Origin of the sequence: Nocardioides sp. (genome assembly GCF_036493135.1) — a bacterium.
GTDB lineage: Bacteria > Actinomycetota > Actinomycetes > Propionibacteriales > Nocardioidaceae > Nocardioides.
In genome coordinates this window covers 21,837-47,632 of record NZ_DASXQG010000082.1, presented here as the reverse complement: position 1 = coordinate 47,632, position 25,796 = coordinate 21,837, and the positions used below count along the sequence as shown (strand labels likewise).

The 25,796-nt window shown below is 70.8% G+C and carries 31 protein-coding genes; 20 read left to right on the top strand and 11 right to left on the bottom strand.

Features of this window, described 5'->3' with window-relative positions:
- The first annotated feature begins 55 nt into the window (after positions 1-55).
- Both VGJ24_RS15625 and VGJ24_RS15620 read left to right on the top strand, forming a co-directional pair.
- A complete protein-coding gene (locus VGJ24_RS15625; RefSeq protein WP_331501558.1) occupies positions 56-805 on the top strand; it encodes a class I SAM-dependent methyltransferase in 750 nt (249 codons plus the stop codon).
- Positions 802-2,967, top strand: a complete 2,166-nt coding sequence (locus VGJ24_RS15620; RefSeq protein WP_331501557.1) for a hypothetical protein — start codon at positions 802-804, stop codon at positions 2,965-2,967. Before VGJ24_RS15625 ends, VGJ24_RS15620 begins: the two co-directional genes overlap by 4 nt.
- Here the strand turns inward: VGJ24_RS15620 and VGJ24_RS15615 are convergent.
- The 4 genes from VGJ24_RS15615 to VGJ24_RS15600 form a co-directional block, all read right to left on the bottom strand.
- Positions 2,959-3,387, bottom strand: a complete 429-nt coding sequence (locus tag VGJ24_RS15615) for a hypothetical protein (RefSeq protein ID WP_331501556.1) — start codon at positions 3,385-3,387, stop codon at positions 2,959-2,961. The genes VGJ24_RS15620 and VGJ24_RS15615 overlap by 9 nt on opposite strands.
- A gap of 219 nt (positions 3,388-3,606) precedes the next feature.
- On the bottom strand, positions 3,607-3,792 hold the full coding sequence (locus VGJ24_RS15610) for a hypothetical protein (protein WP_331501555.1): 186 nt from the start codon (positions 3,790-3,792) through the stop codon (positions 3,607-3,609).
- 211 nt (positions 3,793-4,003) lie between these two features.
- Positions 4,004-4,243, bottom strand: a complete 240-nt coding sequence (locus VGJ24_RS15605; RefSeq protein ID WP_331501554.1) for an acyl-CoA carboxylase subunit epsilon — start codon at positions 4,241-4,243, stop codon at positions 4,004-4,006.
- Positions 4,240-5,853 carry an acyl-CoA carboxylase subunit beta gene (locus VGJ24_RS15600; RefSeq protein ID WP_331501553.1) on the bottom strand — a complete coding sequence of 538 codons (1,614 nt, stop codon included), beginning with the start codon at positions 5,851-5,853 and terminating at the stop codon, positions 4,240-4,242. The genes VGJ24_RS15605 and VGJ24_RS15600 overlap by 4 nt, the downstream gene beginning before the upstream one ends.
- A gap of 19 nt (positions 5,854-5,872) precedes the next feature.
- On the opposite strand from VGJ24_RS15600, the gene VGJ24_RS15595 reads away from it, so the two are divergent.
- The 7 genes from VGJ24_RS15595 (at position 5,873) to VGJ24_RS15565 (ending at position 11,121) form a co-directional block, all read left to right on the top strand.
- Positions 5,873-6,676, top strand: coding sequence for a biotin--[acetyl-CoA-carboxylase] ligase (locus VGJ24_RS15595; protein WP_331501552.1), 804 nt, complete (start codon positions 5,873-5,875; stop codon positions 6,674-6,676).
- A 12-nt stretch (positions 6,677-6,688) separates the two neighbouring features.
- The gene (locus VGJ24_RS15590; RefSeq protein ID WP_331501551.1) at positions 6,689-7,201 is read left to right on the top strand and encodes a PH domain-containing protein; all 513 of its coding nucleotides are present in this window, start codon (positions 6,689-6,691) and stop codon (positions 7,199-7,201) included.
- Positions 7,188-8,171, top strand: coding sequence for an adenylate/guanylate cyclase domain-containing protein (locus VGJ24_RS15585; RefSeq protein WP_331501550.1), 984 nt, complete (start codon positions 7,188-7,190; stop codon positions 8,169-8,171). Before VGJ24_RS15590 ends, VGJ24_RS15585 begins: the two co-directional genes overlap by 14 nt.
- Positions 8,172-8,285: 114 nt before the next feature.
- Positions 8,286-8,642, top strand: a complete 357-nt coding sequence (locus VGJ24_RS15580) for a winged helix-turn-helix domain-containing protein (RefSeq protein ID WP_331501549.1) — start codon at positions 8,286-8,288, stop codon at positions 8,640-8,642.
- Positions 8,643-8,664: 22 nt separating this feature from the next.
- The gene (locus VGJ24_RS15575; RefSeq protein ID WP_331501548.1) at positions 8,665-9,873 is read left to right on the top strand and encodes a 5-(carboxyamino)imidazole ribonucleotide synthase; all 1,209 of its coding nucleotides are present in this window, start codon (positions 8,665-8,667) and stop codon (positions 9,871-9,873) included.
- A 46-nt stretch (positions 9,874-9,919) separates the two neighbouring features.
- Entirely contained in the window at positions 9,920-10,438 is a 519-nt protein-coding gene (gene purE / locus VGJ24_RS15570; protein ID WP_331501547.1) for a 5-(carboxyamino)imidazole ribonucleotide mutase, read from the top strand.
- 62 nt (positions 10,439-10,500) lie between these two features.
- The gene (locus VGJ24_RS15565) at positions 10,501-11,121 is read left to right on the top strand and encodes a TetR/AcrR family transcriptional regulator (RefSeq protein WP_331501546.1); all 621 of its coding nucleotides are present in this window, start codon (positions 10,501-10,503) and stop codon (positions 11,119-11,121) included.
- Between the two features lie 19 nt (positions 11,122-11,140).
- Here VGJ24_RS15565 and VGJ24_RS15560 read toward each other — a convergent pair whose 3' ends face one another.
- Positions 11,141-11,590: a CoA-binding protein gene (locus VGJ24_RS15560; RefSeq protein ID WP_331501545.1), complete on the bottom strand. Its 450-nt coding sequence runs from the start codon at positions 11,588-11,590 to the stop codon at positions 11,141-11,143.
- Between the two features lie 101 nt (positions 11,591-11,691).
- Here VGJ24_RS15560 and VGJ24_RS15555 point away from each other — a divergent pair, with 101 nt between their 5' ends.
- The 3 genes from VGJ24_RS15555 to VGJ24_RS15545 are packed head-to-tail and all read left to right on the top strand — an operon-like array spanning position 11,692 to position 14,889.
- On the top strand, positions 11,692-12,876 hold the full coding sequence (locus VGJ24_RS15555; RefSeq protein ID WP_331501544.1) for an acyl-CoA dehydrogenase family protein: 1,185 nt from the start codon (positions 11,692-11,694) through the stop codon (positions 12,874-12,876).
- A gap of 13 nt (positions 12,877-12,889) precedes the next feature.
- The gene (locus VGJ24_RS15550; RefSeq protein ID WP_331501543.1) at positions 12,890-13,765 is read left to right on the top strand and encodes a hypothetical protein; all 876 of its coding nucleotides are present in this window, start codon (positions 12,890-12,892) and stop codon (positions 13,763-13,765) included.
- The gene (locus VGJ24_RS15545) at positions 13,762-14,889 is read left to right on the top strand and encodes a hypothetical protein (protein ID WP_331501542.1); all 1,128 of its coding nucleotides are present in this window, start codon (positions 13,762-13,764) and stop codon (positions 14,887-14,889) included. Before VGJ24_RS15550 ends, VGJ24_RS15545 begins: the two co-directional genes overlap by 4 nt.
- Here VGJ24_RS15545 and VGJ24_RS15540 read toward each other — a convergent pair.
- Both VGJ24_RS15540 and VGJ24_RS15535 read right to left on the bottom strand, forming a co-directional pair.
- Positions 14,864-15,856: an FkbM family methyltransferase gene (locus VGJ24_RS15540; RefSeq protein WP_331501541.1), complete on the bottom strand. Its 993-nt coding sequence runs from the start codon at positions 15,854-15,856 to the stop codon at positions 14,864-14,866. The two genes, VGJ24_RS15545 and VGJ24_RS15540, sit on opposite strands and share 26 nt — an antisense overlap.
- Before the next feature lie 94 nt (positions 15,857-15,950).
- Positions 15,951-16,085: a hypothetical protein gene (locus VGJ24_RS15535; protein ID WP_331501540.1), complete on the bottom strand. Its 135-nt coding sequence runs from the start codon at positions 16,083-16,085 to the stop codon at positions 15,951-15,953.
- 184 nt (positions 16,086-16,269) lie between these two features.
- Between VGJ24_RS15535 and VGJ24_RS15530 the strand changes: the two genes are divergently transcribed.
- Together VGJ24_RS15530 and VGJ24_RS15525 are read left to right on the top strand one after the other, a co-directional pair.
- Entirely contained in the window at positions 16,270-17,520 is a 1,251-nt protein-coding gene (locus tag VGJ24_RS15530) for a cysteine desulfurase-like protein (RefSeq protein ID WP_331501539.1), read from the top strand.
- Positions 17,513-18,031 carry an SET domain-containing protein gene (locus VGJ24_RS15525; RefSeq protein WP_331501538.1) on the top strand — a complete coding sequence of 173 codons (519 nt, stop codon included), beginning with the start codon at positions 17,513-17,515 and terminating at the stop codon, positions 18,029-18,031. Before VGJ24_RS15530 ends, VGJ24_RS15525 begins: the two co-directional genes overlap by 8 nt.
- A gap of 258 nt (positions 18,032-18,289) precedes the next feature.
- Here the strand turns inward: VGJ24_RS15525 and VGJ24_RS15520 are convergent, their stop codons facing one another.
- The 3 genes from VGJ24_RS15520 to VGJ24_RS15510 all read right to left on the bottom strand — a co-directional run bounded on the left by VGJ24_RS15520 (position 18,290) and on the right by VGJ24_RS15510 (position 20,496).
- Positions 18,290-18,820 (bottom strand): hypothetical protein, encoded by a 531-nt coding sequence (locus VGJ24_RS15520; protein WP_331501537.1) that lies wholly within the window; start codon positions 18,818-18,820, stop codon positions 18,290-18,292.
- A complete protein-coding gene (locus VGJ24_RS15515; protein ID WP_331501536.1) occupies positions 18,817-19,362 on the bottom strand; it encodes a sigma-70 family RNA polymerase sigma factor in 546 nt (181 codons plus the stop codon). Before VGJ24_RS15515 ends, VGJ24_RS15520 begins: the two co-directional genes overlap by 4 nt.
- 207 nt (positions 19,363-19,569) lie before the next feature.
- The gene (locus tag VGJ24_RS15510; RefSeq protein WP_331501535.1) at positions 19,570-20,496 is read right to left on the bottom strand and encodes an undecaprenyl-diphosphate phosphatase; all 927 of its coding nucleotides are present in this window, start codon (positions 20,494-20,496) and stop codon (positions 19,570-19,572) included.
- Positions 20,497-20,629: 133 nt separating this feature from the next.
- Between VGJ24_RS15510 and VGJ24_RS15505 the strand changes: the two genes are divergently transcribed.
- From VGJ24_RS15505 to VGJ24_RS15495, 3 genes are all read left to right on the top strand, one after another.
- Positions 20,630-21,358 (top strand): dienelactone hydrolase family protein, encoded by a 729-nt coding sequence (locus VGJ24_RS15505; RefSeq protein ID WP_331501534.1) that lies wholly within the window; start codon positions 20,630-20,632, stop codon positions 21,356-21,358.
- Between the two features lie 91 nt (positions 21,359-21,449).
- Positions 21,450-21,776: a plasmid stabilization protein gene (locus VGJ24_RS15500; protein ID WP_331501533.1), complete on the top strand. Its 327-nt coding sequence runs from the start codon at positions 21,450-21,452 to the stop codon at positions 21,774-21,776.
- Positions 21,777-21,935: 159 nt separating this feature from the next.
- Positions 21,936-22,301 (top strand): hypothetical protein, encoded by a 366-nt coding sequence (locus tag VGJ24_RS15495; protein ID WP_331501532.1) that lies wholly within the window; start codon positions 21,936-21,938, stop codon positions 22,299-22,301.
- Between the two features lie 30 nt (positions 22,302-22,331).
- Here VGJ24_RS15495 and VGJ24_RS15490 read toward each other — a convergent pair whose 3' ends face one another.
- Complete coding sequence (locus VGJ24_RS15490) at positions 22,332-22,871, bottom strand: type 1 glutamine amidotransferase domain-containing protein (RefSeq protein ID WP_331501531.1); 540 nt, start codon at positions 22,869-22,871, stop codon at positions 22,332-22,334.
- A gap of 163 nt (positions 22,872-23,034) precedes the next feature.
- On the opposite strand from VGJ24_RS15490, the gene VGJ24_RS15485 reads away from it, so the two are divergent.
- The 3 genes from VGJ24_RS15485 (at position 23,035) to VGJ24_RS15475 (ending at position 25,788) form a co-directional block, all read left to right on the top strand.
- Entirely contained in the window at positions 23,035-24,516 is a 1,482-nt protein-coding gene (locus VGJ24_RS15485; protein ID WP_331501530.1) for an MFS transporter, read from the top strand.
- Between the two features lie 41 nt (positions 24,517-24,557).
- Positions 24,558-24,794, top strand: coding sequence for a hypothetical protein (locus VGJ24_RS15480; protein ID WP_331501529.1), 237 nt, complete (start codon positions 24,558-24,560; stop codon positions 24,792-24,794).
- Between the two features lie 172 nt (positions 24,795-24,966).
- A complete protein-coding gene (locus VGJ24_RS15475; protein WP_331501528.1) occupies positions 24,967-25,788 on the top strand; it encodes a SigB/SigF/SigG family RNA polymerase sigma factor in 822 nt (273 codons plus the stop codon).
- Positions 25,789-25,796 lie beyond the last annotated feature (8 nt).

The following is a 25,796-nucleotide window of genomic DNA, read 5'->3' as shown; positions in this document are numbered from 1 at the left end:
GAGTCTCGCAGAGCCGGTGGGCGAACGATCAGGGAGCGGCCGTTACCCTTCCCCGGTGCCCGGCCCGACGCCTGCGACCCCGCACGGCGGCTCCCCGTCGATCCACCAGCCCGACTACTGGTGGTACCGGGCGCGGGCGGAGATGCTGCGCACCGTCCTCGAGCCGTACGTCGGGTCGCCGCAGCGGATGCTCGACGTCGGCAGCGCCGACGGCCCCAGCGTCGGTTGGTTGACGGCGCCACAGAAGATCTCGCTGGACCTCGACCCGCGCGGTCTGCGCCCGCCCGAGGGCGTCTGCGGATCGGTACTGGCCCTGCCGTTCGCGGAGAACAGCTTCGAGGTGGTCGGCGCGTTCGACGTGGTCGAGCACTGCGACCCGGAGGACCACGCCCTCGCCGAGCTGCGGCGGGTGCTCCGGCCCGGCGGACGGCTGCTGCTCTCGGTGCCGGCGTACCAGTGGGCCTGGTCCGACCACGACGTCGCGAACGGTCACGTCCGACGCTACACCAGGCCGCGTGCGGTCTCGGCGGTGGAGGACGCCGGGTTCGAGGTGCTGCGCGCAACGTACGGGTTCACGGCCGTGTTCCCCGCCTTCGTCGCCGAACGAGTCGTGCGGGGCGTGCGCCATCGACTGGCGCGCGACGACAGCTCCGCGGGCCGACCCGCCGACGTCGTCGACGTACCCCTGGTCGGGCCGCGCGTCGAGCGCGTGCTGCTGGGCCTGTGCCGGTGGGACGAGCGCGTGCTGGGACACCGCGACCTGCCGTTCGGCTCCTCGGTCTTCCTCGCGGCGGCCAAGCGGTGACCCGACCCGAACTCGGCGGCGCCCGCGCCGACGTGGCGTGGTCCGGGGCGGCCGTCGGCACCGTGCTGGTCGCGCTCGGGCTGCTGCTGGTCGGGAACCACCACTACTTCTGGTACGGCGACACCCCGGCGGCGTACTACGGCTGGTGGTACCACCTCGGCGAGCTCGTCCGGCACGGGCAGTGGAGCACCCTCGACCCGCACGCCTGGCGGGCCGGGAACCTCGCCGCCGAGGGCCAGTGGGGGCTCTGGTCGCCGCTGACGATCGGGATCGGCTTGCTGGCGACGGTCGTCTCCGACCTGCTCCTGGTGACCGCCGTGGTCAAGCTGGGACTGGCCGTCGTCGGTGTGCTGGGCGTCTACCTGCTGGTCCGCTCGTACGACGCGCCCCCGGCCGCGGCGTACGTCGCCGCCCTGCTGGCGCCGATGGGCGGCATGACCCAGTACCTCGACCTGCCGTCGTGGGCGGCCGCGGAGATGATCTGGGCGCTCTTCCCCTGGGTCTGGTGGGGGCTGCGGCGGATAATGCTGCGCGGCGCCAACCCACTGCCCGCCCTGGCTGCCGGCTACCTGCTGGTGACCGTGGGCTACGTCTTCGGCACGATCATGCTGGTCGTCGCGATCGTGGCCTGTCTCGTGGACGGGTTGCTGGCACGCGACCGGGGCGCCGTCCTCCGGGTGCTGGGGGCGGGCGTCCTGCTCGGGCTGGTGGCGGTCACCGTCTACCTCCCGGGCGTGCTCACCGCGTCGGTCACGGCACGTGAGACCGGGTACGGCGGCTTCGGCGGCAAGTTCACCACGGACCCGCTGGCCCTGTTCGCGTCGGTGCTGCCCACGGCCGCCGTGACGGGCACGAGTGATCACGTGCTGCCCTACGCCTACCTCTTCTGCCTGCTGCCGGTCTTCTGCTGGGTGGACCTCCGCCGCGCCCGCGAGGGTTGGCGGCCGCTCGCGGGGCTGCTGCTGTTCACCGTGGTCGTCCTCGCGATCGTCGACGGGCCGTCCCAGGTCGGTCCGCTGCGGTGGCCCCTGCGGCTGCAGCCTTTCCTGGTGCAGGCACTGGCGGTGCTGCTGGTCGTCGCCTGGACGCGGTTCGGGCTCGCGCGACCGTCTCCGTTCCGGCTCGGGCTGTCGCTGGGGTGGGTCGTCCTCGCCGGAGCCCTGACGATGATGCGGACCTCGTCGGAGCGGGCGGGGGACCTGTGCTCGGTGGCACTCGTGGCCGCGGCCCTGACGTTGCTCTGGTGGCTGGTCCGTAGCGGGAGGCGCACGTGGCTGGCGCCGGTCGCGGGAGCGGTCACCCTGGCGGCGTTCGGGGTGCAGCATGCGTTCTACCCGACGCCTCCCTCACCCCAGCGCAACGCGCCGACGGATCTCGCGGCCTACCAGAGCCTCTATCCCGGGGCCGCCGGTGACCTGCTCAAGGTGGGGGCGACCGACCTGCTCGTGCAGTCGGACCCGGCCGCGGCCCGGCAGCTGCCGATCGGGTCGGCGTGGTACCTCACCGGCCTCCGGTCCCAGAACACCTACACGGCCATCAGCCAGGCCGTGTACAAGTCCCGCTACTGCATCTACTACCAGGGCGACACCTGTCCCGCGCTGCTCACCGAGCTGTTCAGCACCGAACCCACCACGGGGGAGAAGCGGGTCGACCTGCTGGGCGTGAGCTCGCTGCTCCTGGTGCGCCACGACTTCAGCAGCGCCCGGCTGTCCCAGCCGCCGGCGGGGTGGCGAGTGGCCGAGCGCACGCCGTACGTCGTCCTGTGGACGCGGCGGACGTCGCTGCCCGGGGCAGGGAGTGTGGCCTGGACGTCGCCGGGAACGTCGGTCTCCGCGGTCGACGCCGGGGCGACCGGTACGTCGTTCCGTGTGGACCGGGTTCCCGCTGCGGGTGGGACCGTGGTGCTGCGGCTGCTCGACTGGCCCGGCTACTCGACCTCGCCCGGGTCGATCGGGGATCCGGTCGACGGGTACCTGCTGACGGTCCACGTACCGGCGACCGCCACCGGTCAGACGGTCGACGTCGCGTTCCACCCGCCCGGCTGGACGACCGAGGTGGCTGCGTGGCTGCTGGCCGTGGTCCTGGGTGCCGCCTGGTCGGTGGTCGCCGCGGTCGGCCGGTCGCGTCGTACCCCCGTGAGCAGGACCGGTGGCTCAGTGTGAGACGAACGTGGCGACCGGGTCGCCGTCCTTGTCCTTGAACGTCAGCTCCTGGCCGTTGCCGTGTGCGTCGACGTCGACCCGAGTCGCGTCCGTCAGCGACGCGCGCAACGACCGACCCGGGCAGTGGGCCTTGATCCGCGTGGTCGTCCTCTCGAACGCGAAGGCGTGGTCGACGTGGATCGAGTAGCCGCCCAGCGTCTCGTGGCAGCGCACCGTCATCAGGCGGCCGTCGTCGAAGCGCACGCGGTCGGCCCGCATCCGCCGGCCGTGGTCGAGAGGGGCCCAGGTCTTCGCCTCGACCTTCGCGGGAAGCCCCGTGTCGATGGCGTGGTGGATGACCGAGTCGGCCTTCTCCTTCGCCCAGCTGACGCCGAACCCGGCGACGACGGCCACGACGACGAGCGCCAGGATCACCTTCATGCCTCTGAACCTTTCCCGGACGGATTCGAGGAGAGGCTAGGCGGTCGCGGCGCGTGCCGTCCGGCGAACGCGCCCATCGGCCACCAGGACGAGCGCACGGCGGTCATCGCGCGACAGGCAGGCGGTGAGAGGAAGGGGTCACGCGGCCCCTTCCTCGCAGTGGACGTCAGGCGGTCTCGAGGAACCGGATGCCGGTGCCCAGAGGTGCGCGGGTCCTGCTCAGCTGGCGACCGAGGTCTGTTCGGCGTCCGCCGCCGCGCTGAGCCGGTGACGCGGCTCGTACTCCTCGGCGTGGATGCGCGCGATCTGACTGAGGACGCGGAATCCCCGGCCACGCGGGTGTGCCTGCACCGGTCGCTCGGCCGGCGTCTCTCGGGCGAAGGTGTCGAGCGAACGATCGTCCATCACCATTGAGCTCATCGCGATCCCCCCGGAATCGTCGTTGGCGGCCCCCCATTGGCCCGCCGTGACGGTGGCCCAGTCCACCGTTGTCGACCATGGTGAGCCGTCGGCGGGGCACAATCCAGGCTTTCTCCGAGATTTTACGCAGTCGTCAGCCACGGATCCGAGCGCCGACGGGTGCCGACGCCACCGGTTCCGTCAGCCGGGCCGACGTTCAGCGGGGCAGTCCGGACGCTCGCCAGCCCCCGGGTCCGTGCGGGTGGACGACGCGGTGGAGCCGGCGCGGTGCGTTCCACTCCGGCGTACGCCGCAGCGGTGACGGGGCCGGGCCGCCCAGCGACGCGAGTACGCCGACCAGCGCGGCCAGCTCCTCGGGCGTCGGGTCACCCTTGACCACGCGCAGGAACGGCGTGGTCCCGACCGACGCCACCACCGGTCGATCCGGATCGCTCACAGCGGGATGTTCCCGTGCTTCTTGCTCGGCAGCAGCTCGCGCTTGGAGCCGAGGAGGCGCAGCGCCTTGACGATCTCGATGCGCGTCTCGTGCGGCGGGATGACACCGTCGACGTACCCGCGCTCAGCGGCGACGTACGGGTTGGCGAGCGTGTCCTCGTACTCCGTGATCAGCTCGGCCCGCCGCGCCTCGGGATCGGCGGCGTCCTTGAGCTCGTTGCGGTACAGGATGTTCACCGCGCCCTGGGCACCCATCACCGCGATCTGCGCGGTCGGCCAGGCGAGGTTGAGGTCGGCGCCGAGGTGCTTGGAGCCCATCACGTCGTAGGCGCCGCCGTAGGCCTTGCGGGTGATGATCGTGACCAGCGGGACCGTCGCCTCGGCGTAGGCGTAGATGAGCTTCGCGCCCCGTCGGATGATGCCGTTCCACTCCTGGTCGGTGCCGGGCAGGAAGCCGGGTACGTCGACGAACGTCAGCACCGGGATGTTGAACGCGTCGCAGGTGCGCACGAAGCGGGCGGCCTTCTCCGACGCGTCGATGTCGAGCGTGCCGGCGAACTGCATCGGCTGGTTGGCCACGACACCGACCGACCGGCCCTCGACGCGGCCGAACCCGACGACGATGTTGGGCGCGAACAGCGCGTGCACCTCGAGGAACTCGCCCCTCTCGTCGTCCTCGGTGTCGAGGACGGCGGTGATCACCTCGTGCATGTCGTAGGGCTGGTTGGCACCGTCCGGGATCACCGTGTCGAGCGTGCGGTCGAGGGCGGTGATCTCGAGGTCCGCCGGGCTGTCGTACGCAGGCGCCGGGTCGAGGTTGTTCTGCGGCAGGTAGGAGATCAGCGCCTTCACGTACTCGATCGCGTCCTCCTCGTCGGCGCCCATGTAGTGGGCGTTGCCCGACTTGGTGTTGTGGGTGCGCGCGCCGCCGAGCTCCTCCATCGTGACGTCCTCGCCGGTGACGGTCTTGATCACGTCCGGGCCGGTGATGAACATGTTCGAGGTCCCGTCGACCATCACCGTGAAGTCTGTGACGGCCGGGGAGTAGACGTGCCCGCCGGCGCAGGAGCCCATGATCAGGCTGATCTGCGGGATGACGCCCGACGCGTGCACGTTGCGGCGGAAGATCTCGCCGTACAGCCCGAGGGAGACCACGCCCTCCTGGATGCGGGCACCGGCCCCCTCGTTGATGCCGATGATCGGGCAGCCGGTCTTCATGGCGAGATCCATGACCTTGGTGATCTTCTCGCCGTACACCTGGCCCAGCGAGCCGCCGAAGATCGTGAAGTCCTGGCTGAACACGCACACCTGACGACCGTCGACCGCGCCGTAGCCCGTCACCACCCCGTCGCCGTACGGTCGCCGCTTCTGCAGGCCGAACGCCGTCGAGCGGTGTCGCGCCAGCTCGTCGAGCTCCACGAACGTCCCGTCGTCGAAGAGCATCTCGATCCGCTCGCGGGCGGTCTTGCGGCCCTTCGCGTGCTGCTTCTCGACCGCCTTCTTCGACGACGCGTGCACCGCCTCGTCGAGCCGCCGGTGGAGGTCCTCCAGCTTCCCGGCCGTGGTGTGGATGTCGATGCCGGAGCCGGGGTCGGGGACGTCTGCGCTCACCTGCACGACACTAGTGCCCGTGAACGCCCCCTCTCCACGGGCTCCGCTCGACCTGGCCGCCCTCCAGGTTGCCGCCGGTCCACCATGGACCGTCCGCCTGCACGAGGCGGCCGGATCGACGAACGCCCTGGCGGCAGCGGCACCCGAGCGCGGCCTCGTCCTGGTGGCCGACCACCAGACCGCGGGACGTGGTCGGCTCGGCCGCGAGTGGGTGACGCCGCCAGGAGCGGCCCTCACGTTCTCGGCCGTGGTCGACCCGGTCGTCGACGACGAGTGGTGGCCGCTGGTGCCGCTCGTCGCGGGGTACGCCGTGGCCCGCACGGTCCGCGGCTCGCTGAAATGGCCGAACGACGTCCTGCTCGGTGAGCGGAAGGTCTGCGGGATCCTGGTCGAGCGGGTCCATGTCCGGGCTCACGGGGGCGAGAAGCCCCTCGCTGTGATCGGTATCGGCATCAACGTCGACCAGGCCGAGGGCGAGCTGCCGGTGCCGACCGCGACGTCCCTGGCCCTGGCCACCGGTCCGGTGGACCGGACCGTGCTCCTCGGCGACGTGCTCCGTGAGCTGAGGCGGTCCCTGGGCGTCCTCGCGTCGTCCCCACACACCTTCGTGGCGGGCTACCGGCCCCTGTGTACGACGCTCGAGCGCGACGTGCGGGTGGACCTGCCGGACGGCTCCGTGCTGGAGGGTCGGGCGACCGGGATCGACGACCACGGCCGCCTCGTCGTGAGTCCGCCGTGGGACGGGAGCCCCGCTGAGCCTGGAATGGTCACCGGGGTGGCCGTCGCCGCGGGCGATGTGGTGCACGTGCGATCCCAGAAGTGACAGACTCACGCCGTGGCCATCTCACCCAAGCTGCTGACCGACGGCGAGACCGTGGTCGTCGACACCCGCACGCACCCCAAGGCACTCATCCTGCCGATCGTCGTCCTGGTCGTCCTGCTCGCGGCGGCGATCTACCTCGACCGCAAGACCGGCAACGGCACCGTGAGCCTCGGCTACTGGATCGTGGCGTTGCTCGTGTTCTTGTGGTTCGTGCTGCGCCCGTTCCTCACCTGGCTCACCGCGACGTACACGATCACCACCAAGCGGCTGATCACGCGTGAGGGCCTGGTCGCCCGACGGGGGCACGACATCCCGTTGAACCGGATCAGCGACGTCGCCTACGACCAGGGCATTCTCGACCGGATACTCGGCTGCGGCACCCTCGTGATCAGCGACGCCAGCACCCATGGCTCGGTCCGGTTGCACGACATCCCGCGGGTGGAGCAGGTGCAGCGCCAGCTCACCGAGCTGCTCGGTGGGTCCGGTGGGCACAGCACCGACCGACGGGACGATGACGGAACCTGAGGAGAACCCCGCCCAGCAGCTGGAGCAGGCCATCCTGGGCGAGGACGTCGTCTTCAACGCCCTCGAGGTGGCCGCCGAGACCGGCGCGAGCATCGAGCAGGCGCAACGTCTGTGGCGCGCCCTCGGCTTCCCCGACCGGGGCAGCGAGCGGGCGTTCACGCACGCCGACGCCGACGCGGTCTCCACCCTGCTGCGGCTGGTCGACGAGGGCGCGATCGACTTCGACATGGCCGTCGACCTCACCCGCGCGGTCGGCCAGACCATGGCCCGCCTCGCCGACTGGGAGGTGGCCACGCTCGTGCACCGCGTCCAGGAGATGGAGGCGGGTGACGACGCCACCGGCTCCCGCGCGACCGCCGCGCTCCGGCTCCTCGACGCGCTGAACGGGCCGTTCGAGGGCCTTCTGGTCTACGTCTGGCGCCGTCACCTGGCGGCGGCCGTCGCCCGCGTGGAAGCGCTCGGAGCCGACGACGCCGACCTGCACACCACGCAGCTGACCGTCGGCTTCGCCGACATCGTCCAGTTCACGGCGCTCACCAACCGCCTGGACCACGACCGGATCGGCGACCTGGTGGAGATCTTCGAGTCCCGGTGCGCCGACGTCGTCGCGGGTCAGAACGGACGAGTCATCAAGAGCCTGGGCGACGCCGTGCTGTTCGTGAACGAGGACCCGATCCGCGCCTACGACACCGCTGAGGGCATCATCGCCGTGGTCGGCCGCGACCAGCGGATGCCCGACGTCCGCGTGGGCCTGTCGACCGGATCGGTGGTGATGCGGCTCGGTGACGTCTTCGGGCCGCCCGTGAACATGGCCGCCCGCCTGACGGCCGTCGCACGGCGTAACCGGATCATCGTCGACGGCGCCACGGCGGGCCGCCTCCCCGAGGACCAGTTCGAGGCTCGCGCCCTCCCGGCGCGGCCCGTCAGAGGGTTCGGGCTGGTGGAGCCAGTGGCCGTTCGACGTCACTAGCGGATGGCCCGAATGGCCTATACGGGCGACAAAACCCGAGGAATTTACCCTCGTGGACCCGCGAGTTGAGCCATTCCCCGGCGCGAGAGGGTGTTCGCTACCTATTTTCAATGTGTGCTCAAGGTCCAGGACGTCGCCGTCGACCCGGTTACCCGCCGGGTCTGGCGTGATGAACGCGAGATCGTGTTCTCGCGCAAGGAGTTCGACCTGCTGCATTTCTTGATGCAGCGGGCTGGTTCTGTCGTGTCCCGCGACGAGCTGATGCTGACCGTCTGGAACACCACCTTCTGGACGTCGTCGAAGACGATCGACGTGCACCTGGGCTGGGTGCGGCGCAAGCTCGGCGACGACCCCAGCTCACCGAGCCTGATCACGACGGTCCGAGGTCACGGTCTCCGCTTCGAGCTCCACGCGCCCGGCACCCCCGACGCCCTGCGCGACTCTGAGCCGGCCGAGGCCCGCACCGCCTGACCGGTTCTCTACGCTGCTCCGGGTGAGTCCCGGCCAGTCGCGCACGCCGTACGACGGCACGCCCGTGGTCGCGCCCGTCGTTGCGCCCGTCGTGGCGATCGTCGGCGGCGGTCAGCTGGCCCGGATGCTGGCAGAGCCGGCCGCTGCCATGGGCGTCCCGCTGCGTCTGCTGGCCGAGGCGCCCGGCGTCTCCGCGGCCCAGGTGATCCCGGACCACGTGGTCGGTGACTACACCGACCTCGCCACGCTCCGGGACCTCGTGACCGGCTGCCGGGTCGTCACCTTCGACCACGAGCACGTCCCGACCGACCACCTGCACGCGCTCGAGGACCTCGGCGTCGCCGTCCGTCCCGGCCCGGATGCTCTGGTGCACGCCCAGGACAAGGTCGTCATGCGAGGGGCCCTGGCCGGTCTCGGGGCTCCCGTGCCGCGTTTCCGGGTGGTCACGGACACCGACGAAGTCGTGGACTTCGGCCTGCCGTGCGTCCTCAAGACCGGCCGCGGCGGGTACGACGGCAAGGGCGTCTGGTTCGTCGGTACGCCGGACGAGTGCGCGCCGGCGTTCGAGGCCGCGGCCGCTACGGGGGTGGCGATCCTGGCCGAGGAGCGCGTCGACTTCCGGCGCGAGCTGTCCGCCCTGGTCGCACGCAGCCCCAGCGGCCAGGCTGCGGCGTACCCGGTCGTCGAGTCGGTGCAGCGCGACGGCATCTGCCATGAGGTCGTGGCGCCGGCACCCGGCCTGCCGGACCACCTCGCGACCCGGGCCCAGGAGCTCGCGCTCCGGATCGCCCGCGAGCTGGACGTCACCGGGATCCTGGCCGTGGAGCTGTTCGAGACCGTGGACGGGCGGATCCTCGTCAACGAGCTGGCGATGCGCCCCCACAACACCGGCCACTGGACCCAGGACGGCGCGGTCACCTCGCAGTTCGAGAACCACCTCCGCGCCGTGCTCGACCTGCCCCTCGGATCACCCGTGGCCCGCGCCCCCTGGACGGTGATGGTGAACATCCTCGGCGGCCCGGCCGATGTGGGGGGCCGTCTGTACGACGGGTACCCGCACGCGCTCGCCCGCGACCCTGGGCTCCGGGTCCATCTGTACGGCAAGGAGCCGCGCCCCGGACGCAAGGTCGGTCACGTCAACGCCTACGGCGACGACCTGCAAGAGTGTCGGGAACGCGCCCGCCATGCCGCTGCGTGGTTCGCCGGAGAGCTGGGAGACGAGAGCGAATGAACACCACGAGACCGCTCGCAGAACTCGCGCTGCCACGGGGCTCGGCATGAGTGACGCACCCCGAGTGGGCATCCTGATGGGCTCCGACTCCGACTGGCCGGTGATGGAGGCGGCCGCGGAGGCGTTGAAGGAGTTCGACGTCGCATACGAGGCCGACGTCGTGTCGGCACACCGGATGCCCGACGAGATGCTCGCCTACGGGCGCGAGGCCGCCGACCGTGGGCTGTCGGTGATCATCGCCGGCGCCGGGGGAGCGGCGCACCTGCCCGGGATGCTCGCCTCTGTCACGCCGCTGCCGGTGATCGGCGTCCCGGTGCCGCTCGAGCACCTCGACGGCATGGATTCTCTGCTCTCGATCGTGCAGATGCCCGCCGGCGTGCCGGTCGCCACCGTCGCTGTCGGCAACGCCCGCAACGCCGGGCTGCTCGCCGTACGCATCCTGGCCGCGGCCGACGCAGACCTGCGGCAGCGGATGCTCGACTTCCAGGCCGACCTGCGTCGTACTGCCCAGGAGAAGGGCAAGAAGGTCCGCGCGTCGTCCGGTGGCCGGAAGCTGGGCTTCTAGCACGCGGCCCCGCCGGTGTGCGGCTCCGCCCTAGACTGCCGTGGAGCCGAGGAGGGTACGCCGTGAGCACCGATCAGCCGGCCACGCTGCGGGTGGCCGAGCCGGACCCGGAGGAGTCCGAGGGCCGCCGGGAACGGATCCTGAGCGCCGCCGCGGAGCTGTTCGCCGCCCAGGGCTTCGACGCGGCCCCGACGTCTCGCATCGCCGAACAGGCCGGCGTCCCCAAGGGACTGCTCTTCTACTACTTCCCGCGCAAGCGCGACATCCTGACCACGCTCCTCGAGGAGCGGATCCCCGAGACCCCCGGGCTCCAGGCCGCCCAGGCCGTGGTGGCCGGAGACCCGGCGGCGAGCCTGGTCAGGCTGGCCGACCTGGTCGGACTGTCGCGGCACGAGTCGGTGGTGCTGCGGACCATCCTGTTCCGCGAGCTCGGCACCCTGCCCGAGATCACGACGTACGTCGAGCGCCTCCGCCGCAACCTGCTGACGCTGACCGAGGACGTCGTCATGGGCTCCGCGGCGCGCCCGATCCCGCGAGAGACCGCCCACAAGATCGCCCAAACGTTCGTCGCGGTGCTCCTCGACGACGCCAACACCCAGCGGTACGGCGGTGAGGGACCCGATCTGCGAGCGGCCGCAGAGATCATGGCGCTGGCGGTCGACCGCTGCGCCGCACCCCTCTGACCCGAGCCCCGCCGCCGGGTCAGGCCGAGCGCGGATCGTCGCGTCGACGCCACTCGATCGCCGGGCAGGTGTCCATCACCATCGGCGTGCCGGCCTTGGTCGTGCGCCGGAACGCGTCGACGTCGACGACGCCGAGCTGGAACCACACCCCCTTCGCGCCGACCGCCATCGCCTGGTCGGCGAACTCGCCCGCCGCGTCCGACCGGCGGAACACGTCGACCACGTCGATCGGGAAGGGCACGTCGGCCAGCGTGGCGTAGCCCTGCTCGCCGAGCACCTCCCCGGGCTCGTCGCCTGGCTCCTCGGCGAAGCGCGGGTGGATCGGCACGATCCGCTTGCCGCGCCGTTGCAACAGCTCGGCGATGGAGTACGCCGTACGCCCGCGGTCGCCCGACAGGCCGATGACCGCCCAGGTCCCCAGGTCGTCCAGCATCAGGTCGACCCACTCGTCGCGCTGCCACTCACCCATGTCGCCAGCCTAGGCACGCACGCATGACCTCAACCGACGTGCCGAGCCCGGTGGGCAGAGCCCCCTCCGGTGCGCCGTTACCCGAAAGTAGAATCCGTCCCATGGCAGACGAGTTCCCGCTCTTCGCCCTCTCGGAGGAGCATCGCGCGATCCGTGAGGCGATCCGCGACCTGTGCGAGGCGAAGGTCGCGCCGTACGCCGCGGAGGTGGACGAGGAGGGCCGCTACCCGGAGGAGGCCGCCCAGGCTCTGCAGCAGGCAGACTTCCATGCACCGCACGTCCCGGAGGAGTACGGCGGCGCCGGGGCCGACGCGCTGGCCACGGTGCTCGTGATCGAGGAGATCGCCAGGGTCTGCATGAGCAGCAGCCTGATCCCGGCTGTCAACAAGCTGGGCTCGCTGCCCCTGATCATCAGTGGCTCGGAGGAGCTGAAGAAGAACTACCTCACCAAGCTGGCCTCGGGCGAAGGCGGCTTCTCCTACTGCCTGTCCGAGCCCGACGCCGGGTCCGACGCGGCCGCCATGAAGACCCGGGCCGTGCGCGACGGCGACGGGTGGGTGCTCAACGGCGTGAAGCGCTGGATCACCAACGCCGGTGTCAGCGAGTTCTACACGGTGATGGCCGTGACCGAGCCGGACCTGGAGCCCGACAAGCGCAGCCGCGGCATCTCGGCGTTCGTGGTCGAGAAGTCCGACGAGGGCGTCACGTTCGGCGCCAAGGAGAAGAAGCTCGGGATCAAGGGCAGCCCCACCCGCGAGGTCTACCTCGACAACGTCCGCATCCCGGCCGACCGGATGATCGGGCCTCCGGGCACCGGCTTCGAGACCGCGATGAAGACGCTCGACCACACGCGGGTCACGATCGCGGCACAGGCCGTCGGCGTCGCCCAGGGCGCGCTGGACTTCGCGCTCGGCTACGCCCGGGAGCGACAGCAGTTCGGCAAGCCGATCAGCGAGTTCCAGGGTCTGCAGTTCGTGCTCGCCGACATGGGCATGAAGGTGGAGGCCGCGCGGCAGCTCACGTACGCCGCGGCCGGCCGCTCCGAGCGGGGCGACGCGGACCTCACGTTCTTCGGTGCCGCCGCCAAGTGCTTCGCCTCCGACGTCGCGATGGAGGTCACCACGAGCGCCGTCCAGGTGCTCGGCGGCTACGGGTACACCCGCGACTACCCGGTCGAGCGGATGATGCGCGATGCGAAGATCACCCAGATCTACGAGGGCACCAACCAGGTACAGCGGATCGTGATCGCGCGTCAGCTGCTGGCGGGGGTGCAGTCGGAGCTGTGAATAGGATCCCTGCGTGAGCTTGCCCGACAAGAGGTTCGTGTGCCACGTCGGTGCCCACGTCACCGGCGCACGCCAGGTGCAGCGGTATCTGCGAGACAACGTCGACCAACTGGAGAGACAGGGACTGCACTGCGTTCCTCGCGCACTGATGGGCAAGCTCGTCGGCTGGGGCCCGAAGCTCGTGGCTGATCCCGATCGTTTCGCACAGGAGCTCGGGAGTGCCTGGCGATCACCCGGGATCGACGGCGTTCTCGTCTCGCACGAGAACACGATCGGTCGGCCGTTCGGCGACGGCGGCGGGGGGCTGTACGCCGGTGCGCTGCCGACGCTCGAGGCGCTCGCCGGGGTGTCCGAGCCCGCTCAACGCACGGTGGTGCTGTCGGTGCGACCGCAGGCGGACTTTCTCGAGTCCTACTACCTACAGACCATCAGCGAAGGTGCGTGGCACACCTTCGACGACTGGCTGGGCGCGCTGGACCTGGACGACATCTCCTGGATGCCGCTGCACGAGCAGCTCATCGCGACGTTCGGCGTCGACGCCGTCCGCGTGCTCGACTTCGCCGAAGTCGGATCCGACCCGGTGGCCCACGTGCGCGAGTTCTTCCGACTCATCGGCGTGGACCTTCCGGCCGACCTCCATGTCTCGCCGGTCCACCACCCCCGACCTTCCGAGAAGGGCATGCGCATGGTCCTGGCCGCGAACCCGTATGTCCGGACCACCGACGAGCGCATGGGGCTTCGCGCCTTCCTGCAGAAGAACTTCTCGGACCGGGACTACCCGTCGCCCACCCTGCTCACGGTCGAGCAGAGGGCTGAGTTGAACGACCGCTACGGCGACGAGTACCGCCGACTGGTGGCGGCGCAGCCGGTCGGCGAGGCCCGACCATGAGTCGGTACGACCTGGTGCTGCACGTCGGCATGCCACGCAGCGGGGCGGTGCTGCGAAGGGCTCTGGTCCGGCTGCGTCCGCAGCTGCGCACGCATGCGGTTGCCTTGGTGGGCGGTGCGCAGATCGACGGTCTGCAGCACGCGGCCGGTTGGCAGTGCGGCCGCGGTGCGCGTGGGCGGGACGCGTCGATGTTCGAGCGCGAGCTCGCCGCTGCCGTGACCGAGGAGCAGCGGCATGCGGCCGGGATCCGGGGCCGGCTTCCCGTGCGCACGGTCGTCTCGAGCAACCGGCTGCTGGGCATGGGGCCGGTGGGGAGACGGGACGCCGAGCAGTTCCGCCCGTACGCGACCATGGCCACGGCCCAGGTGGTCAAGGCGCTGTCCGCGCGTCGGGTCCAGGTCGTGCTGTACACGCACCGCCAGGACCGGCTGATGGAGCTGTCCTACCTGAAGCGGCTCCGGTCGGGTCAGCAGGTCGCCTTCGAGGACGAGTTCCCGAACCGCTTCGAGCCGGTCCTCGACTACCTGGACCTCATCGACCGGCTGCGGGCGGTGCCGAACGTGTCCGACGTCGTGGTCCGACCTCTCGAGCTGGTCGACGCCGGGCAGCACGCGTTCGTCAACGACTTCCTCGGCCTGTTCGGCCTCGAGAACGCGCTGGACCTCAACGCCATGGGCATCGACCCGCTGCCGTACCCGTCGGTGTACTCAGCGCGCGCCGCTCAGCTGGCGCTGGCGCTGGTCCCGCTCACCGACACTCCGGCAGAGCGTCGTCGCGTCGGCGCCTACGTCTGGAAGCACTACCAGGCGAGCGAGCGATACCCCACCGACCTGCTCGGCCGGGACGTGCGGCAGCGCATCCTCGACTGCTACGCCGACCGCAACCGCGAGCTGTTCCGTACGCACCTTCCGGACCTGCCCGCGGACAGCTACTCCGACGACCCGAGCACGTTCGCACTCGGCAACGTGCTCAGCCAGCCGGAGCCGACGTCGGCCGGGTCGGCCCCGGTCTGGACGGCCGCGACCCGCGCCGCGACGGATGCGGTGGCCAAGCTCGAACGGCGAGCGCGGCCGGTCGCGGACCGGGCGCGACGGACGATCAGCCGCGCGCAGCGCTCCCGCTGATCTGAGCGACCCGCTCCGAGAGCCGTCGTACCAAGCGCGCGCGCTCCTCCCGCCCGTGCGGCCGGTATCTCGGCGGCGGTCGCGTCGAGTCGCGGCGTACCGGCCTGGCGGTGTCCGCGAGGCACTCGGCGATGGCGGCCCGCCATCCCTGGAATGCCTCGTGGAACCGGTCGTTCAGCGGTCCCGGAGTGAACAGCCAGTCGCGGCCGTGGTGCGGGATCTGGTTGACGATGTCCTCCGCGCTGCACTCCAACCACCCGTCCTCGCGCAGGAAACGGTGCAGGCGGTAACCGAGGCGTTCGAGGGCATCGAGCGCGGCACCGGTCTGTTCCGGCTCTGCGGCCGGCAGCATCTCGCAGACGATGGAGGCGTGCGACTGCTCCAAGGTTGCGAGTGCACCGAGCAGGACCTGGGACTCGAGGGTCTCGACGTCGATCTTGACGACGTCCGGCCGGATGCCGCGCTCGGCGCAGTAGCTGTCGACCGAGACCGTCGGCACCGAGAAGGAGTCGGTCGCGGGTCGGAACCCCTCCGCCAGCGAGTTGGAGGTGTCCCACGGCGAGATGTAGAGCTCCGCCGTCCCGGCCTCGGCGGCGACGGCGCATCGCTCGATGCGGATCGGGAGCTGATTGGCTGCCGCGAGGGAACGGAAGATCGATGAGGTGAGCGGGGTGGGCTCGAACCCCGTGGCGTGCACGGTGTCGGCCGGGTAGGCGGTCGCGATCAGCAACGAGTGCATGCCCACGTGCGCGCCGATGTCGAAGAACTCGACCGGTCTGCGAACGGCTGCGATCTGCACCAGTGCGAGGAGCGTGGCCTGCGTCGACGGCTCGAACCCGGACAGCCCGTTCTTGACGATCCCGCTCTGCAGCGACGTGCTTCCGTCCCCGACGTTCAGCGCGCTCGGGTAGGGACCGAACTGCCGGAGCACGCTCTCGTTGCGCGGCATCTGGACGAACGACGGCACCCGATTGCTCCTCTCGCCGCCCTACGCGGTGACACGACCGAGCCTAACGGCCCGGCCGGGCACGGCTGAACAGGACCGGGGGCGGTCGGCCGGGTCAGGCGGCGTGGGTGGCGGTCGAGGTGCCGATCTCGCCCTCGACGATCCAGCGTGCCTCGAGGTGCTCGTTGCCCTGCTCGTCGGTGACGATGATCCACCGCTGGACGAGGGTGGAGCGCTCTTCCTTGCGCATGTTCATCTCCTTCACGTTCACCGATCGTTTACCTTGAGTTCACTTTAGCCTACCGACCCCACCTGAACCGTCATTTCCACGACATTTCGCGCCGATCCCCCCACCTGGGCCGTTGATCGGCCACCACGGACCCGCCACATCCCCCACCTGAGCGCGAGTTCGGCCACCGCAGCACAATGGGCGGGTGACCGACACCGTCTCGCCGACCTCGACCGGCACGTCGTACGACGTCGCGCGCGTGCGCGCCCACTTCCCGCAGCTGCGCGAGGGGGAGGGTCTCGGTGCCGCGCACTTCGACGGTCCGGGCGGCATGCAGACACCGGACGTCGTCGCCCAGGCCGTCTACGACACGCTGACCGCGCCCCTGGCCAACGACGACACCGTGACGTCGGCCGAGCGCAACGCGTCCCTCGCCCTGACCGAGGGGCGGGCCGCCATCGCCGACCTCCTGCAGGTCGCCGCGGACGGGGTCGTGTTCGGCCGGTCGATGACCCAGCTGACGATGGACCTGGCGCGGACACTCGCCCAGGGCTGGGGGCCTCACGACGAGGTCGTGGTGAGCCGGCTCGACCACGATGCCAACGTCCGCCCCTGGACGATCGCGGCCGAGCGGGCGGGGGCGACCGTGCGCTGGGCGGACTTCGACCCCGAGACCGGCGAGCTCGACGTGGAGCAGGTGGCGGCGGTCCTCTCCGACCGCACCCGGCTGGTGGCGGTCACCGCCGCGTCCAACCTGATCGGCACCCGACCCGACGTCCCGGCGATCGCCGAGCTGGTCCACGCGGCCGGGGGCCAGCTCTACGTCGACGGCGTCCACCACACCGCCCACGTGGCCGTCGACATGGCCGCGCTCGGGGCGGACTACTTCGCCTGCTCGCCGTACAAGTTCCTCGGCCCGCACTGCGGCGTCCTCGCTGCGCGCCCGGAGGTCCTCGAGCCGCTGCGTCCCGACAAGCTGGCGCCGGCGAGCGATGGCGTGCCGGAGCGGTTCGAGCTCGGCACGCCGGCCTACGAGCTCCTGGCCGGCGTCACCGCGGCCGTGGACTTCCTAGCCGATCTGGTTCCGGGCAAGGGCCCACGGCGTGAGCGGCTGCTCGTGTCGCTGGCCGCCGTGGAGGAGCACGAGGACCGGCTCCGTCGCCGCGTCGAGGACTTCCTGGTGTCGACCCCGGGCGTCGTCCTGCACTCGCGGGCCGCACGTCGTACGCCGACGCTGCTGGCGACGTTCGCGGACCACGATCCCCAGGACGTCCGCCGCCATCTCGCCGCACGCAACGTCAACGCCCCGGCCGGCTCGTTCTACGCCTACGAGGCGGCACGCAGGCTCGGGCTCGGCACGACGGGTGGGCTGCGGATCGGCCTCGCGCCGTACACCGACGACCACGACGTCGACCGGCTGCTCGAGGCCCTGGCCGAGAGCGTCGGCGGTGCGTGAGCCCGAGCCGGAGTGCTGGCTGCATCCGGGCGTGGAGGTCCGAGCGTCCGACGTCGCCGGCCGGGGCCTGTTCGCGCGGGCCGACCTGCCGGCGCTCACGCCGGTCTCCCGACTCGGCGGGCGCCTGGTCGACACCGCGACGGTGCGCGACCTGATCGCCACGAGTGCGGACTCCGTCGAGACCGTCGTGGTCGACGAGGACACGCACCTGCTCGTGGCCGCCGGCGACAACCGGTTCGGCAACCACGCCTGCGACCCCAACCTCGGCTGGGTCGGCGAGTACACCCTGGCCACGATGACGGACGTCGCGGCAGGAGCCGAGCTGCTCACCGACTACGCGATGAGCACCGTCGACCCCGACTGGATCATGGGTTGCCACTGCGCCAGCTACCGGTGCCGGCAGATGATCGAGGGCACCGACTGGAGGATCCCGCAGCTCCAGGAGCGGTACCACGGCTGGTGGGCGCCGTACGTCCAGCGGCTGGTCGACGCCCGTGACATGAACCGGTGACATGAACGGGTGACATGACGCGGTGACCTGAACCGGTCACATGGTGAAGGGCCGGGTCGCGGGGTGTCCCCCCGGTACGCCGCGACCCGGCCCTGCACGCCGGCTGATGAATCAGGTGCGGCGCTCTCCCTCTGGGGCCGGGGGCGCTGTTCCCCCGAAGCAGCGATCCCCGGCCTCCTGAACCTGAGGAGCGGTCCGGTTTCGTCCTGATACAACGTCGACGAAGAAGATCCCGGCCGATGTCAGCCGAGGAGGGCGTCAGACCAGGAAGGCCGGCGTGACGAACGGGGGTGCGCCGTCACTGTCTCCGTCACCGTCTCCGTCACTGTCTCCGCGCCGGGTCTGCGGGAGCAGCCAGAGCCGCACCTCGCCTCGGATCGACGTGGGGAACTCGAAGCGCCCCTCGCGATCGGCGTACGCGCTCTGCCGGGTGTGGGCGAGCGCGTCGCTCTGAGGGCCGAGGAACACGCGCATCGGGAGCGCGGGGACGACCCACCCGTCGAGCCGGCGTGCGCCGTCTCCCGCTTCGCTGATGCGCACCAGGACGCGGTACGTCGTACCGGCGAACTCGAGCGCGACCGTCGCGCTGGTCTCTGGCTTCTCGATGCCCTGGCGCGTGCCGACCCGGGTGTCGACCGACCGCACGAGCGTGAACATCTCGAACTCGGTCTCTAGGTCCTCCACCGCGAGCCGCGCGAGCACCCCGTCGGCGATGTCGGCCGGAGCCGGGTCGAGCTCGGCATAGAGGTGAGCCACCGCCAACAGAAGGTCGTCGTCGGACACCGTCATGCCAGTCCTCCCAGCTCGAGCCGAAGCTTGTCCAGACAGCGCCGACGGGTCGGGCCGATGCTGCCGACCGGCATGCTCAGGGTGTCGGCGACCGAGGAGTAGTCCGGCCGGGGCTCCCAGGCGACGATGCGGAGCAGCCTCTGGCAGCGCTCGGGAAGCTGCGAGAGCGCCTGCCAGAGCTGCGCGTTCTCGTCCTGCGCCACGACCTCCGACTCCGGCGAGGTCTGCGCCGGCATCCGGGCGTCGATCACGTCGTCCTCGACCGGCCGGGTGCGCGACGCCGCCTTGCTGACCCGCCACGCCTCGCGGCGCGCCGCGGTGCACAGCCAGCGGGTGATGGCCTGCGCGTCGCGGACGGACTCGGCCGAGCGCACCAGCGTCAGCCAGGTGTTCTGTACGACGTCCTCGGCGGCCTCACGGTCGAGCCCGGTCGCACGGACGACGTGCCAGAGCACCGGGCTCATGATGCGGACCAGGTCGTCAAGGGCGGGGTCGTCGCCCGTGCGCCACCGGCGGAACGCGTCCGTCGCGGCGTCGTACAACGCAGAGGAGGTGGGACCTCCTGGTGCGCCGTGCGCGGCCATCACACCCCCACAGGAGTCGCGCCCGAGCGGTCCTGATACATCGTCGTAGCTGGTCGGACAGGGCTACGAACCTATCGCGGGCGCGCCGGTCCGTCATGCCGTTTCGAGTGGTGTCCGAGTGGTGCCCGAGTGGTGCCCGAGTGGTGTCCGAGTGGTGTCCGAGCCTCAGCGGACGGCGAACAGGACCAGGCAGGCGGTGCCTGCGGCCAGGCAGTACCAGCCGAACGGACGCAGCGAGTTCGTGTGGACCCAGCGGGTGAGCCATCGGACCGAGATGTACGCGCCGATCCCGGCCAGCAGGGAGCCGACCAGCACCTGCGGCCGGACGCCGTCGCCCAGGGGACCGAAGAGGTCGGGGAGCTTCAGGACGCCCGCGGCCAGGATCACCGGCGTGGCGAGCAGGAACGAGAAGCGCAGGGCGTCCTCTCGTCGTATCCCCGCGCCCATGCCGGCAGCGGTGGTCGCTCCGGACCGCGAGATCCCCGGGGCGAGCGCGAGGACCTGCACGCTGCCGATCGCCAGCGCCTTGGCGAAGGACATCTGTGAGAGGCGGGCATCCGCGGCGACACCGTCGGCGATCCGATCGCCCGGCACCTCGGCCGGGACGGCATCCATGGCGTGCTCGCGGGCGGGCGAGCGTGCGACGTACCACTCGATGCCGAGCAGGATGAGGCCGTTGACGATCAGGAAGCAGGCGGCCGGCACGGGCCGTCCGAGGTGCGTACGCAGCCAGTGCTCGAAGGTCAGGCCGACCAGCCCGACCGGGATGGTGCCGACGACGAGCTGCCAGATCAGGCGTTCGTCGGGGGTCGCCATGCGGCGATGTCGGATGCTGCCGAACAAGCCGCCGATGAGCCGCAGCCAGTCGCGCCAGTAGAAGGCGATCAGCGCCAGGGCCGTCGCGACGTGCGTGCCCACGATGAACGCCAGGTACGGCGACTCGGGCGACGCGACGTCGAGGTCACGTGCCCAGCTGCCGCCGATGACCGCGGGCAACAGCACGCTGTGTCCGAGGCTGGAGACCGGGAACAGCTCGGAGACGCCTTGCAGGAGGCCGACGACGGCGGCTTCGAGCCAGCTCAGGTGTTGCACGCAGGGCCTCTCCAGGGACGGGTCGGGCCCGTCCATCGTCGGGGCGCGAACCTGACCAGAACCTGACTGCACCCCGATCGGCCCGCTCCCGGATCGACACCGCTTGGTTGACCGCCCGGTCTAACGTGAGCGCGTGAACCTCATCGAGATCCAGACGCCCGACGGACCGGCCGAGGCCTACCTGACCGGTGGCGGCCCCGGGGTGCTCCTCTTCATCGACGCGATCGGGCTCCGCCCACAGATCGCCCAGATGGCCGACCGCGTCGCGGGCTGGGGGTACACCGTGCTCGCGCCCAACGTCTTCCACCGCGTCGGCACGGCCGAGGAGACCTCGCCGACCGGTGACCTGCGGCAGCCCGGTGCGCGTGAGAAGTTCTTCGCCTCGATCGGCTCGCGGGCCTCGGACCTGACACCGGAGCTCGCCCGCCGCGACATCCCGGCGTACCTGGGCGTGCTGCGCGAGCACGCCGACGGCGCGCGGGTCGGTGTGGTCGGCTACTGCATGGGTGCCCGGCTGGCCGTGCGCGCGGCAGCGCTGGACGACGACATCGTGGCCGTGGCCGGCTTCCACGGCGGCGGCCTCGCCGTCGAGGGCGACCCCGCGAGCCCGCACACCCTCGTCGGCGGCACGCACGCCGAGTACGTCTTCGGTCACGCCGACCAGGACCGGGGGATGGACGAGGCCGCGGTCGCCCGACTGGGCGCGGCTCTGGACGCCGCCGGCCTGATCGCGAAGAACGAGGTCTACGAGGGCGCCCCGCACGGCTACTCGATGGACGACACCTCGATGTACGACGAGCGCGGCGCCGAGCGGTCGTTCGACGAGCTCCACGCCCTGCTCGACCGGACTCTCCGCGAGTGACGATCAGCCGCCCCGACCACGTTTCGGCATGCCGAGACAATGCCCGGGTACGGGTCGGCGTCGACGACGTACACATGACCTGGAGGGACAGATGCCCCAGCGAGCCTGGAACAAGAAGCGAGAGCGGCAGTACGAGCACATCAAGGAAGGACTCGAGGAGCGTGGCCGCAGCGAGGACACCGCCGAAGAGATCGCGGCCCGTACGGTGAACAAGGAGCGGGCCCGTGCCGGAGAGGCCCGCGAGTCGAGCCGCACCTCGACCGATGACATCTCGTCGTCGCGACGTGGCGGCCTCCGGTCGCACTCGGGCTCCGGGGGCCGGACGAAGGCGCAGCTGTACGAGGAAGCCAAGCGGAAGAATGTCAAGGGCCGTTCGTCGATGTCGAAGTCCCAGCTGGAGCGCGCCGTCGGTCGCTGAGCGTCTCCTTGTTTGCGGACTGCCGCCATGGGTACTGATCCGCCGCGGCCCGGTCCGGTCAGCTCGCGTGGCGAGACCGGACCCGGGCCGGCCAAAGCGGGCACCGGTTCGACGGTGCCCAAGGACAGGGCCGAGGGAACTGGACCGGAGGGTGGTGCCATGCGCGTCGTGGAGTACCGACGGGCGGAGTCCAGGTCAGGTTCCACTCCAACGGTCGACTGCGCCGACCAGACCCGACGCGTCCTCACCCACGACCTGCTGCTCCGTGCGAGCCACGCCTGTCCCGGCGAGGCGCGGGCCCTGGAGTTTCGCGCCTTGCACCTCAACCTGCCGCTCATCCGCGAGGTGGCCGAGGGCCTGGCACTGACCGACCACCAGCGCGCCGCCGTCGAGCACGACGCCCTCGACGGCCTCCACGAGGCAGTGCGTCGGTTCGACCCGTACGGCGACGTCGACTTCACGGAGCTTGCTGCGGCGTGCGTCGAGGACCAGATCCGACGGCACGTGCCGGCAGAGGCGCCGTGATCGCCGGCTCCCGTACCTGAGGACCCCCGGTCAGCCGGCGAAGAGCTCCACCATTGCCTCGTTGAAGGCAGGCAGGTCGTCGGGCTTGCGGCTGGTGACCAGACGACCGTCGACCACGACCTCCTCGTCGACCCACTCGGCGCCGGCGTTTCGCAGATCGGTCTGCAGGCTCGGCCACGACGTCATCCGGCGACCACGGACCACGTCGGCCTCGGCCAGCGTCCACGGCGCGTGGCAGATCGCCGCCACCGGCGTGCCCGAGTCGACGATCTCGCGGACGAACGTGACGGCGTCCTGGTCGGTGCGCAGGGCGTCGGGGTTCGCCACTCCTCCGGGTAGCACCAATCCGTCGTAGGCAGCCGGATCGGCGTCCGCGACGACGACATCGACGTCGAAGGTGTCCGCCTTCTCGAGGTGGTTGAAGGCCTGCACCTTCCCCGACTCCACCGACAGCAGTCGCGGGGTGCCGCCCGCCTTCTCGACCGCCGACCACGGCTCGGTCAGCTCCACCTGCTCGACGCCCTCACCCGCCATCAGAAAGGCGATCGTCTTGCCGGTCAGGTCCGCCATGTCGGCTCCTCTCGTGTGCCTCGCTCGATCTCGATATCGGGTGCGTACCCGACGGGCCCTGTCGCATGCCGCTCCGTTTCCGGGCGCATGGCGTCGCGTCCGCGCGGGTACGTCGAATCGCGCGGGTGCGAGGCGAACGCACCCCGGCGGACCAGGAGGAGACATGGCAAGCGGCGTCCAGACCGGCCAGATCACCACCGACATCCCGGCAAGACTCGACCGCCTGCCGTGGGCCCGATGGCACTGGATGATCGTGATCGGGCTCGGCACCGTCTGGATCCTGGACGGCCTCGAGGTCACCATCGTCGGCTCGATGTCCGACGCCCTCAAGCCCGCGAGCACGGGCCTGGGGCTGAGCAGCTCCGACATCGGCTTCGCGGGCTCGGCGTACGTCGCGGGCGCCTGCCTCGGCGCGCTGTTCTTCGGCCAGCTCACCGACCGCTTCGGTCGCAAGAAGCTCTTCATGATCACCCTGGGCTTCTACATCTGCGCCACCGTGTTGACGGCCTTCTCGATGAGCCCCCTCTGGTACTTCGCGGCGCGCTTCCTGACCGGCGCCGGCATCGGGGGCGAGTACGCCGCGATCAACTCCGCGATCGACGAGCTCATCCCCGCGAAGTACCGAGGTCGCGTGGACATCGCGATCAACGGCTCGTTCTGGGTCGGTGCCGTGGCCGGGTCGCTGCTGACCATCCCGTTGCTGGACCCCACGATCGTGAGTGCCTCCGTCGGGTGGCGTCTCGCGTTCGCCCTCGGCGCGGTACTCGCCGTGGGCGTCCTTCTCGTCCGGCGCCACGTCCCGGAGAGCCCGCGCTGGCTGTTCATCCACGGTCGCGAGGACGAGGGCGAGGAGATCGTCCGTGACATCGAGCAAAGCGTCCACGACGAGACCGGGCGCGACCTGCCGAGTGTGAAGGAAAGGATCACGGTCCGTCAGCGCAAGGCGATCGGCATCGTCCTGATCGCGCGGACCGTGTTCACGATGTATCCCAAGCGGACCGTGCTCTGCTTCTCGCTGTTCGTCGGTCAGGCCTTCCTCTACAACGCCTTCTTCTTCACCTACGGCGACACCCTCACCACGTTCCTCGGAGTCGGCCAGACCGGGTGGTACCTCGCTGCCTTCGCGGCGAGCAACTTCCTGGGAGCGTTGCTCCTCGGTCCACTGTTCGACTCGATCGGTCGGGTCCGGATGATCACCGGCACGTACATCCTGTCTGGTGTGCTGCTCGCGGTGGCCGGGTTCATGCTCGGCGGCCTCAGCGCCATGAGCCTGACCGTCTTCGGCATGGTGATCTTCTTCTTCGCCTCGGCCGGGGCCAGCTCGGCCTACCTGACGGCGAGCGAGGTGTTCCCGATGGAGACGCGCGCGTTGTGCATCGCGTTCTTCTACGCCATCGGCACGGCGGCGGGCGGGATCAGCGGACCCCTGTTGTTCGGGCACCTGATCGACAGCGCGTCCGCGAGCGGTGACATCACCGGCATCGCGCCCGGCTACTTCCTGGGGGCCGGGCTGATGATCGCGGGCGGCGTCGTCGCGGCCTTCCTCGGCGTCAGGGCCGAGGGTCAGTCCTTGGAGCACATCGCCACACCGCTGACCGCCGAGGACGTCGAGAGTGGCGAACAAACGGCCTCCACACCCGCCTGACCCGACCCGCCCGGGGACCACCGAAGGAGGAGCGAGCACCGATGCCGATGCCACCACCGAAGGCGACCACCGAGAGCCCACGCGACCGCCAGGTCTTCCACGAGATGGGACAGATCGTCCGGGCTCTGGAGCAGCAGGGGCCGCAGCCGCTCGACGACGTGTCGCGCCTGGTCGGGGCGCCGTACTGGGAGGGCGGGCGGTTCGACCGCGCCGTCTCCTTCGCGGTCGCCGACGGGCTCGTCGTACAGGATGCGGACGGGCGACTGCACGCGGTGTGACCTGCGCGGGCGGGGCAGGGATGGGGACACCCCTCGGAAGAGGTTCGGTTCCTACGCCCATGAGGGTGTGGAACCCACCAGATCCGGAGTGGTAGACCGGTAGCCAGTGGTTGACGTCGCGAAGCCACACCGTCAACCGGCACCGGATCCCAGACCCCGAAAGGTGCACACAGTGGCAAGCGTCGTCTCCGAGTCACCGCTCCGACAACCGCCCGAGCCCCGCGACACCGTCGATCTCGCACAGCTCTCGCGACGCGAGGCCACCGAGCGCCTGCTGGCGCTCGCCGCAGTCGCGACCGACGACGAGGAGCGTCAGCGTCTCCAGGACCAGGTGGTCGAGGTCAACCTCCAGATCGCTCTGGACGTCGCGCGTCGCTACCGGTCGCGCGGCGTCGCGATCGAGGACCTCGAGCAGGTGGCCTGCCTCGGCCTGGTGAAGGCGGCCCGTGGTTTCGACGCCGAGCGCGCCACCGACTTCCTGAGCTACGCCGTGCCGACCATCCGCGGCGAGGTGCGCCGCTACTTCCGCGACCACGGCTGGACGGTGCGGCCGCCCCGCAGCGTGCAGCAGGCTCAGGCACGGATCACCGCTGTCGAGTCCGATCTGTGCCAAGACCTCGGTCGTGCTCCGCGACCCAGCGAGATCGCCGAGCGGCTCGGACTCGACCTCGATCTCGTGGTCGAGGCGCTCGCGGCCAACGGCTGCTTCTCGCCGACGTCGCTCGACGCCGTGCCGACCGACTCCGAGGGCGGCATCGGCGACCGGCTGGGCGATGACGACGCCTCCTTCGACAGTGCCGAGGCACGGGTCGCGCTGAAGCCCATCCTGGCCCATCTCGACCGTCGCGAGCGGATCATGCTGGAGATGCGCTTCTTCAAGGGCGCCACGCAGTCCGAGATCGGCGAGGTGCTCGGGATCACCCAGATGCAGGTGTCTCGCCTGCTCTCCGCGTTGCTCGCACGGCTGCGGGACGAGCTCGGCACCACGACCTGAGCCCGACG

Coding starts and splice junctions, on each gene's coding strand:
- VGJ24_RS15615 (WP_331501556.1), bottom strand. CDS start 3,387: ATGAAGGTGATCCTGGCGCTCGTCGTCGTGGCCGTCGTCGCCGGGTTC.
- VGJ24_RS15610 (WP_331501555.1), bottom strand. CDS start 3,792: ATGGACGATCGTTCGCTCGACACCTTCGCCCGAGAGACGCCGGCCGAG.
- VGJ24_RS15585 (WP_331501550.1), top strand. CDS start 7,188: ATGACGGAACCTGAGGAGAACCCCGCCCAGCAGCTGGAGCAGGCCATC.
- purE (WP_331501547.1), top strand. CDS start 9,920: ATGAGTGACGCACCCCGAGTGGGCATCCTGATGGGCTCCGACTCCGAC.
- VGJ24_RS15560 (WP_331501545.1), bottom strand. CDS start 11,590: ATGGGTGAGTGGCAGCGCGACGAGTGGGTCGACCTGATGCTGGACGAC.
- VGJ24_RS15555 (WP_331501544.1), top strand. CDS start 11,692: ATGGCAGACGAGTTCCCGCTCTTCGCCCTCTCGGAGGAGCATCGCGCG.
- VGJ24_RS15545 (WP_331501542.1), top strand. CDS start 13,762: ATGAGTCGGTACGACCTGGTGCTGCACGTCGGCATGCCACGCAGCGGG.
- VGJ24_RS15535 (WP_331501540.1), bottom strand. CDS start 16,085: ATGCGCAAGGAAGAGCGCTCCACCCTCGTCCAGCGGTGGATCATCGTC.
- VGJ24_RS15520 (WP_331501537.1), bottom strand. CDS start 18,820: ATGACGGTGTCCGACGACGACCTTCTGTTGGCGGTGGCTCACCTCTAT.
- VGJ24_RS15500 (WP_331501533.1), top strand. CDS start 21,450: ATGCCCCAGCGAGCCTGGAACAAGAAGCGAGAGCGGCAGTACGAGCAC.
- VGJ24_RS15495 (WP_331501532.1), top strand. CDS start 21,936: ATGCGCGTCGTGGAGTACCGACGGGCGGAGTCCAGGTCAGGTTCCACT.
- VGJ24_RS15490 (WP_331501531.1), bottom strand. CDS start 22,871: ATGGCGGACCTGACCGGCAAGACGATCGCCTTTCTGATGGCGGGTGAG.
- VGJ24_RS15485 (WP_331501530.1), top strand. CDS start 23,035: ATGGCAAGCGGCGTCCAGACCGGCCAGATCACCACCGACATCCCGGCA.
- VGJ24_RS15480 (WP_331501529.1), top strand. CDS start 24,558: ATGCCGATGCCACCACCGAAGGCGACCACCGAGAGCCCACGCGACCGC.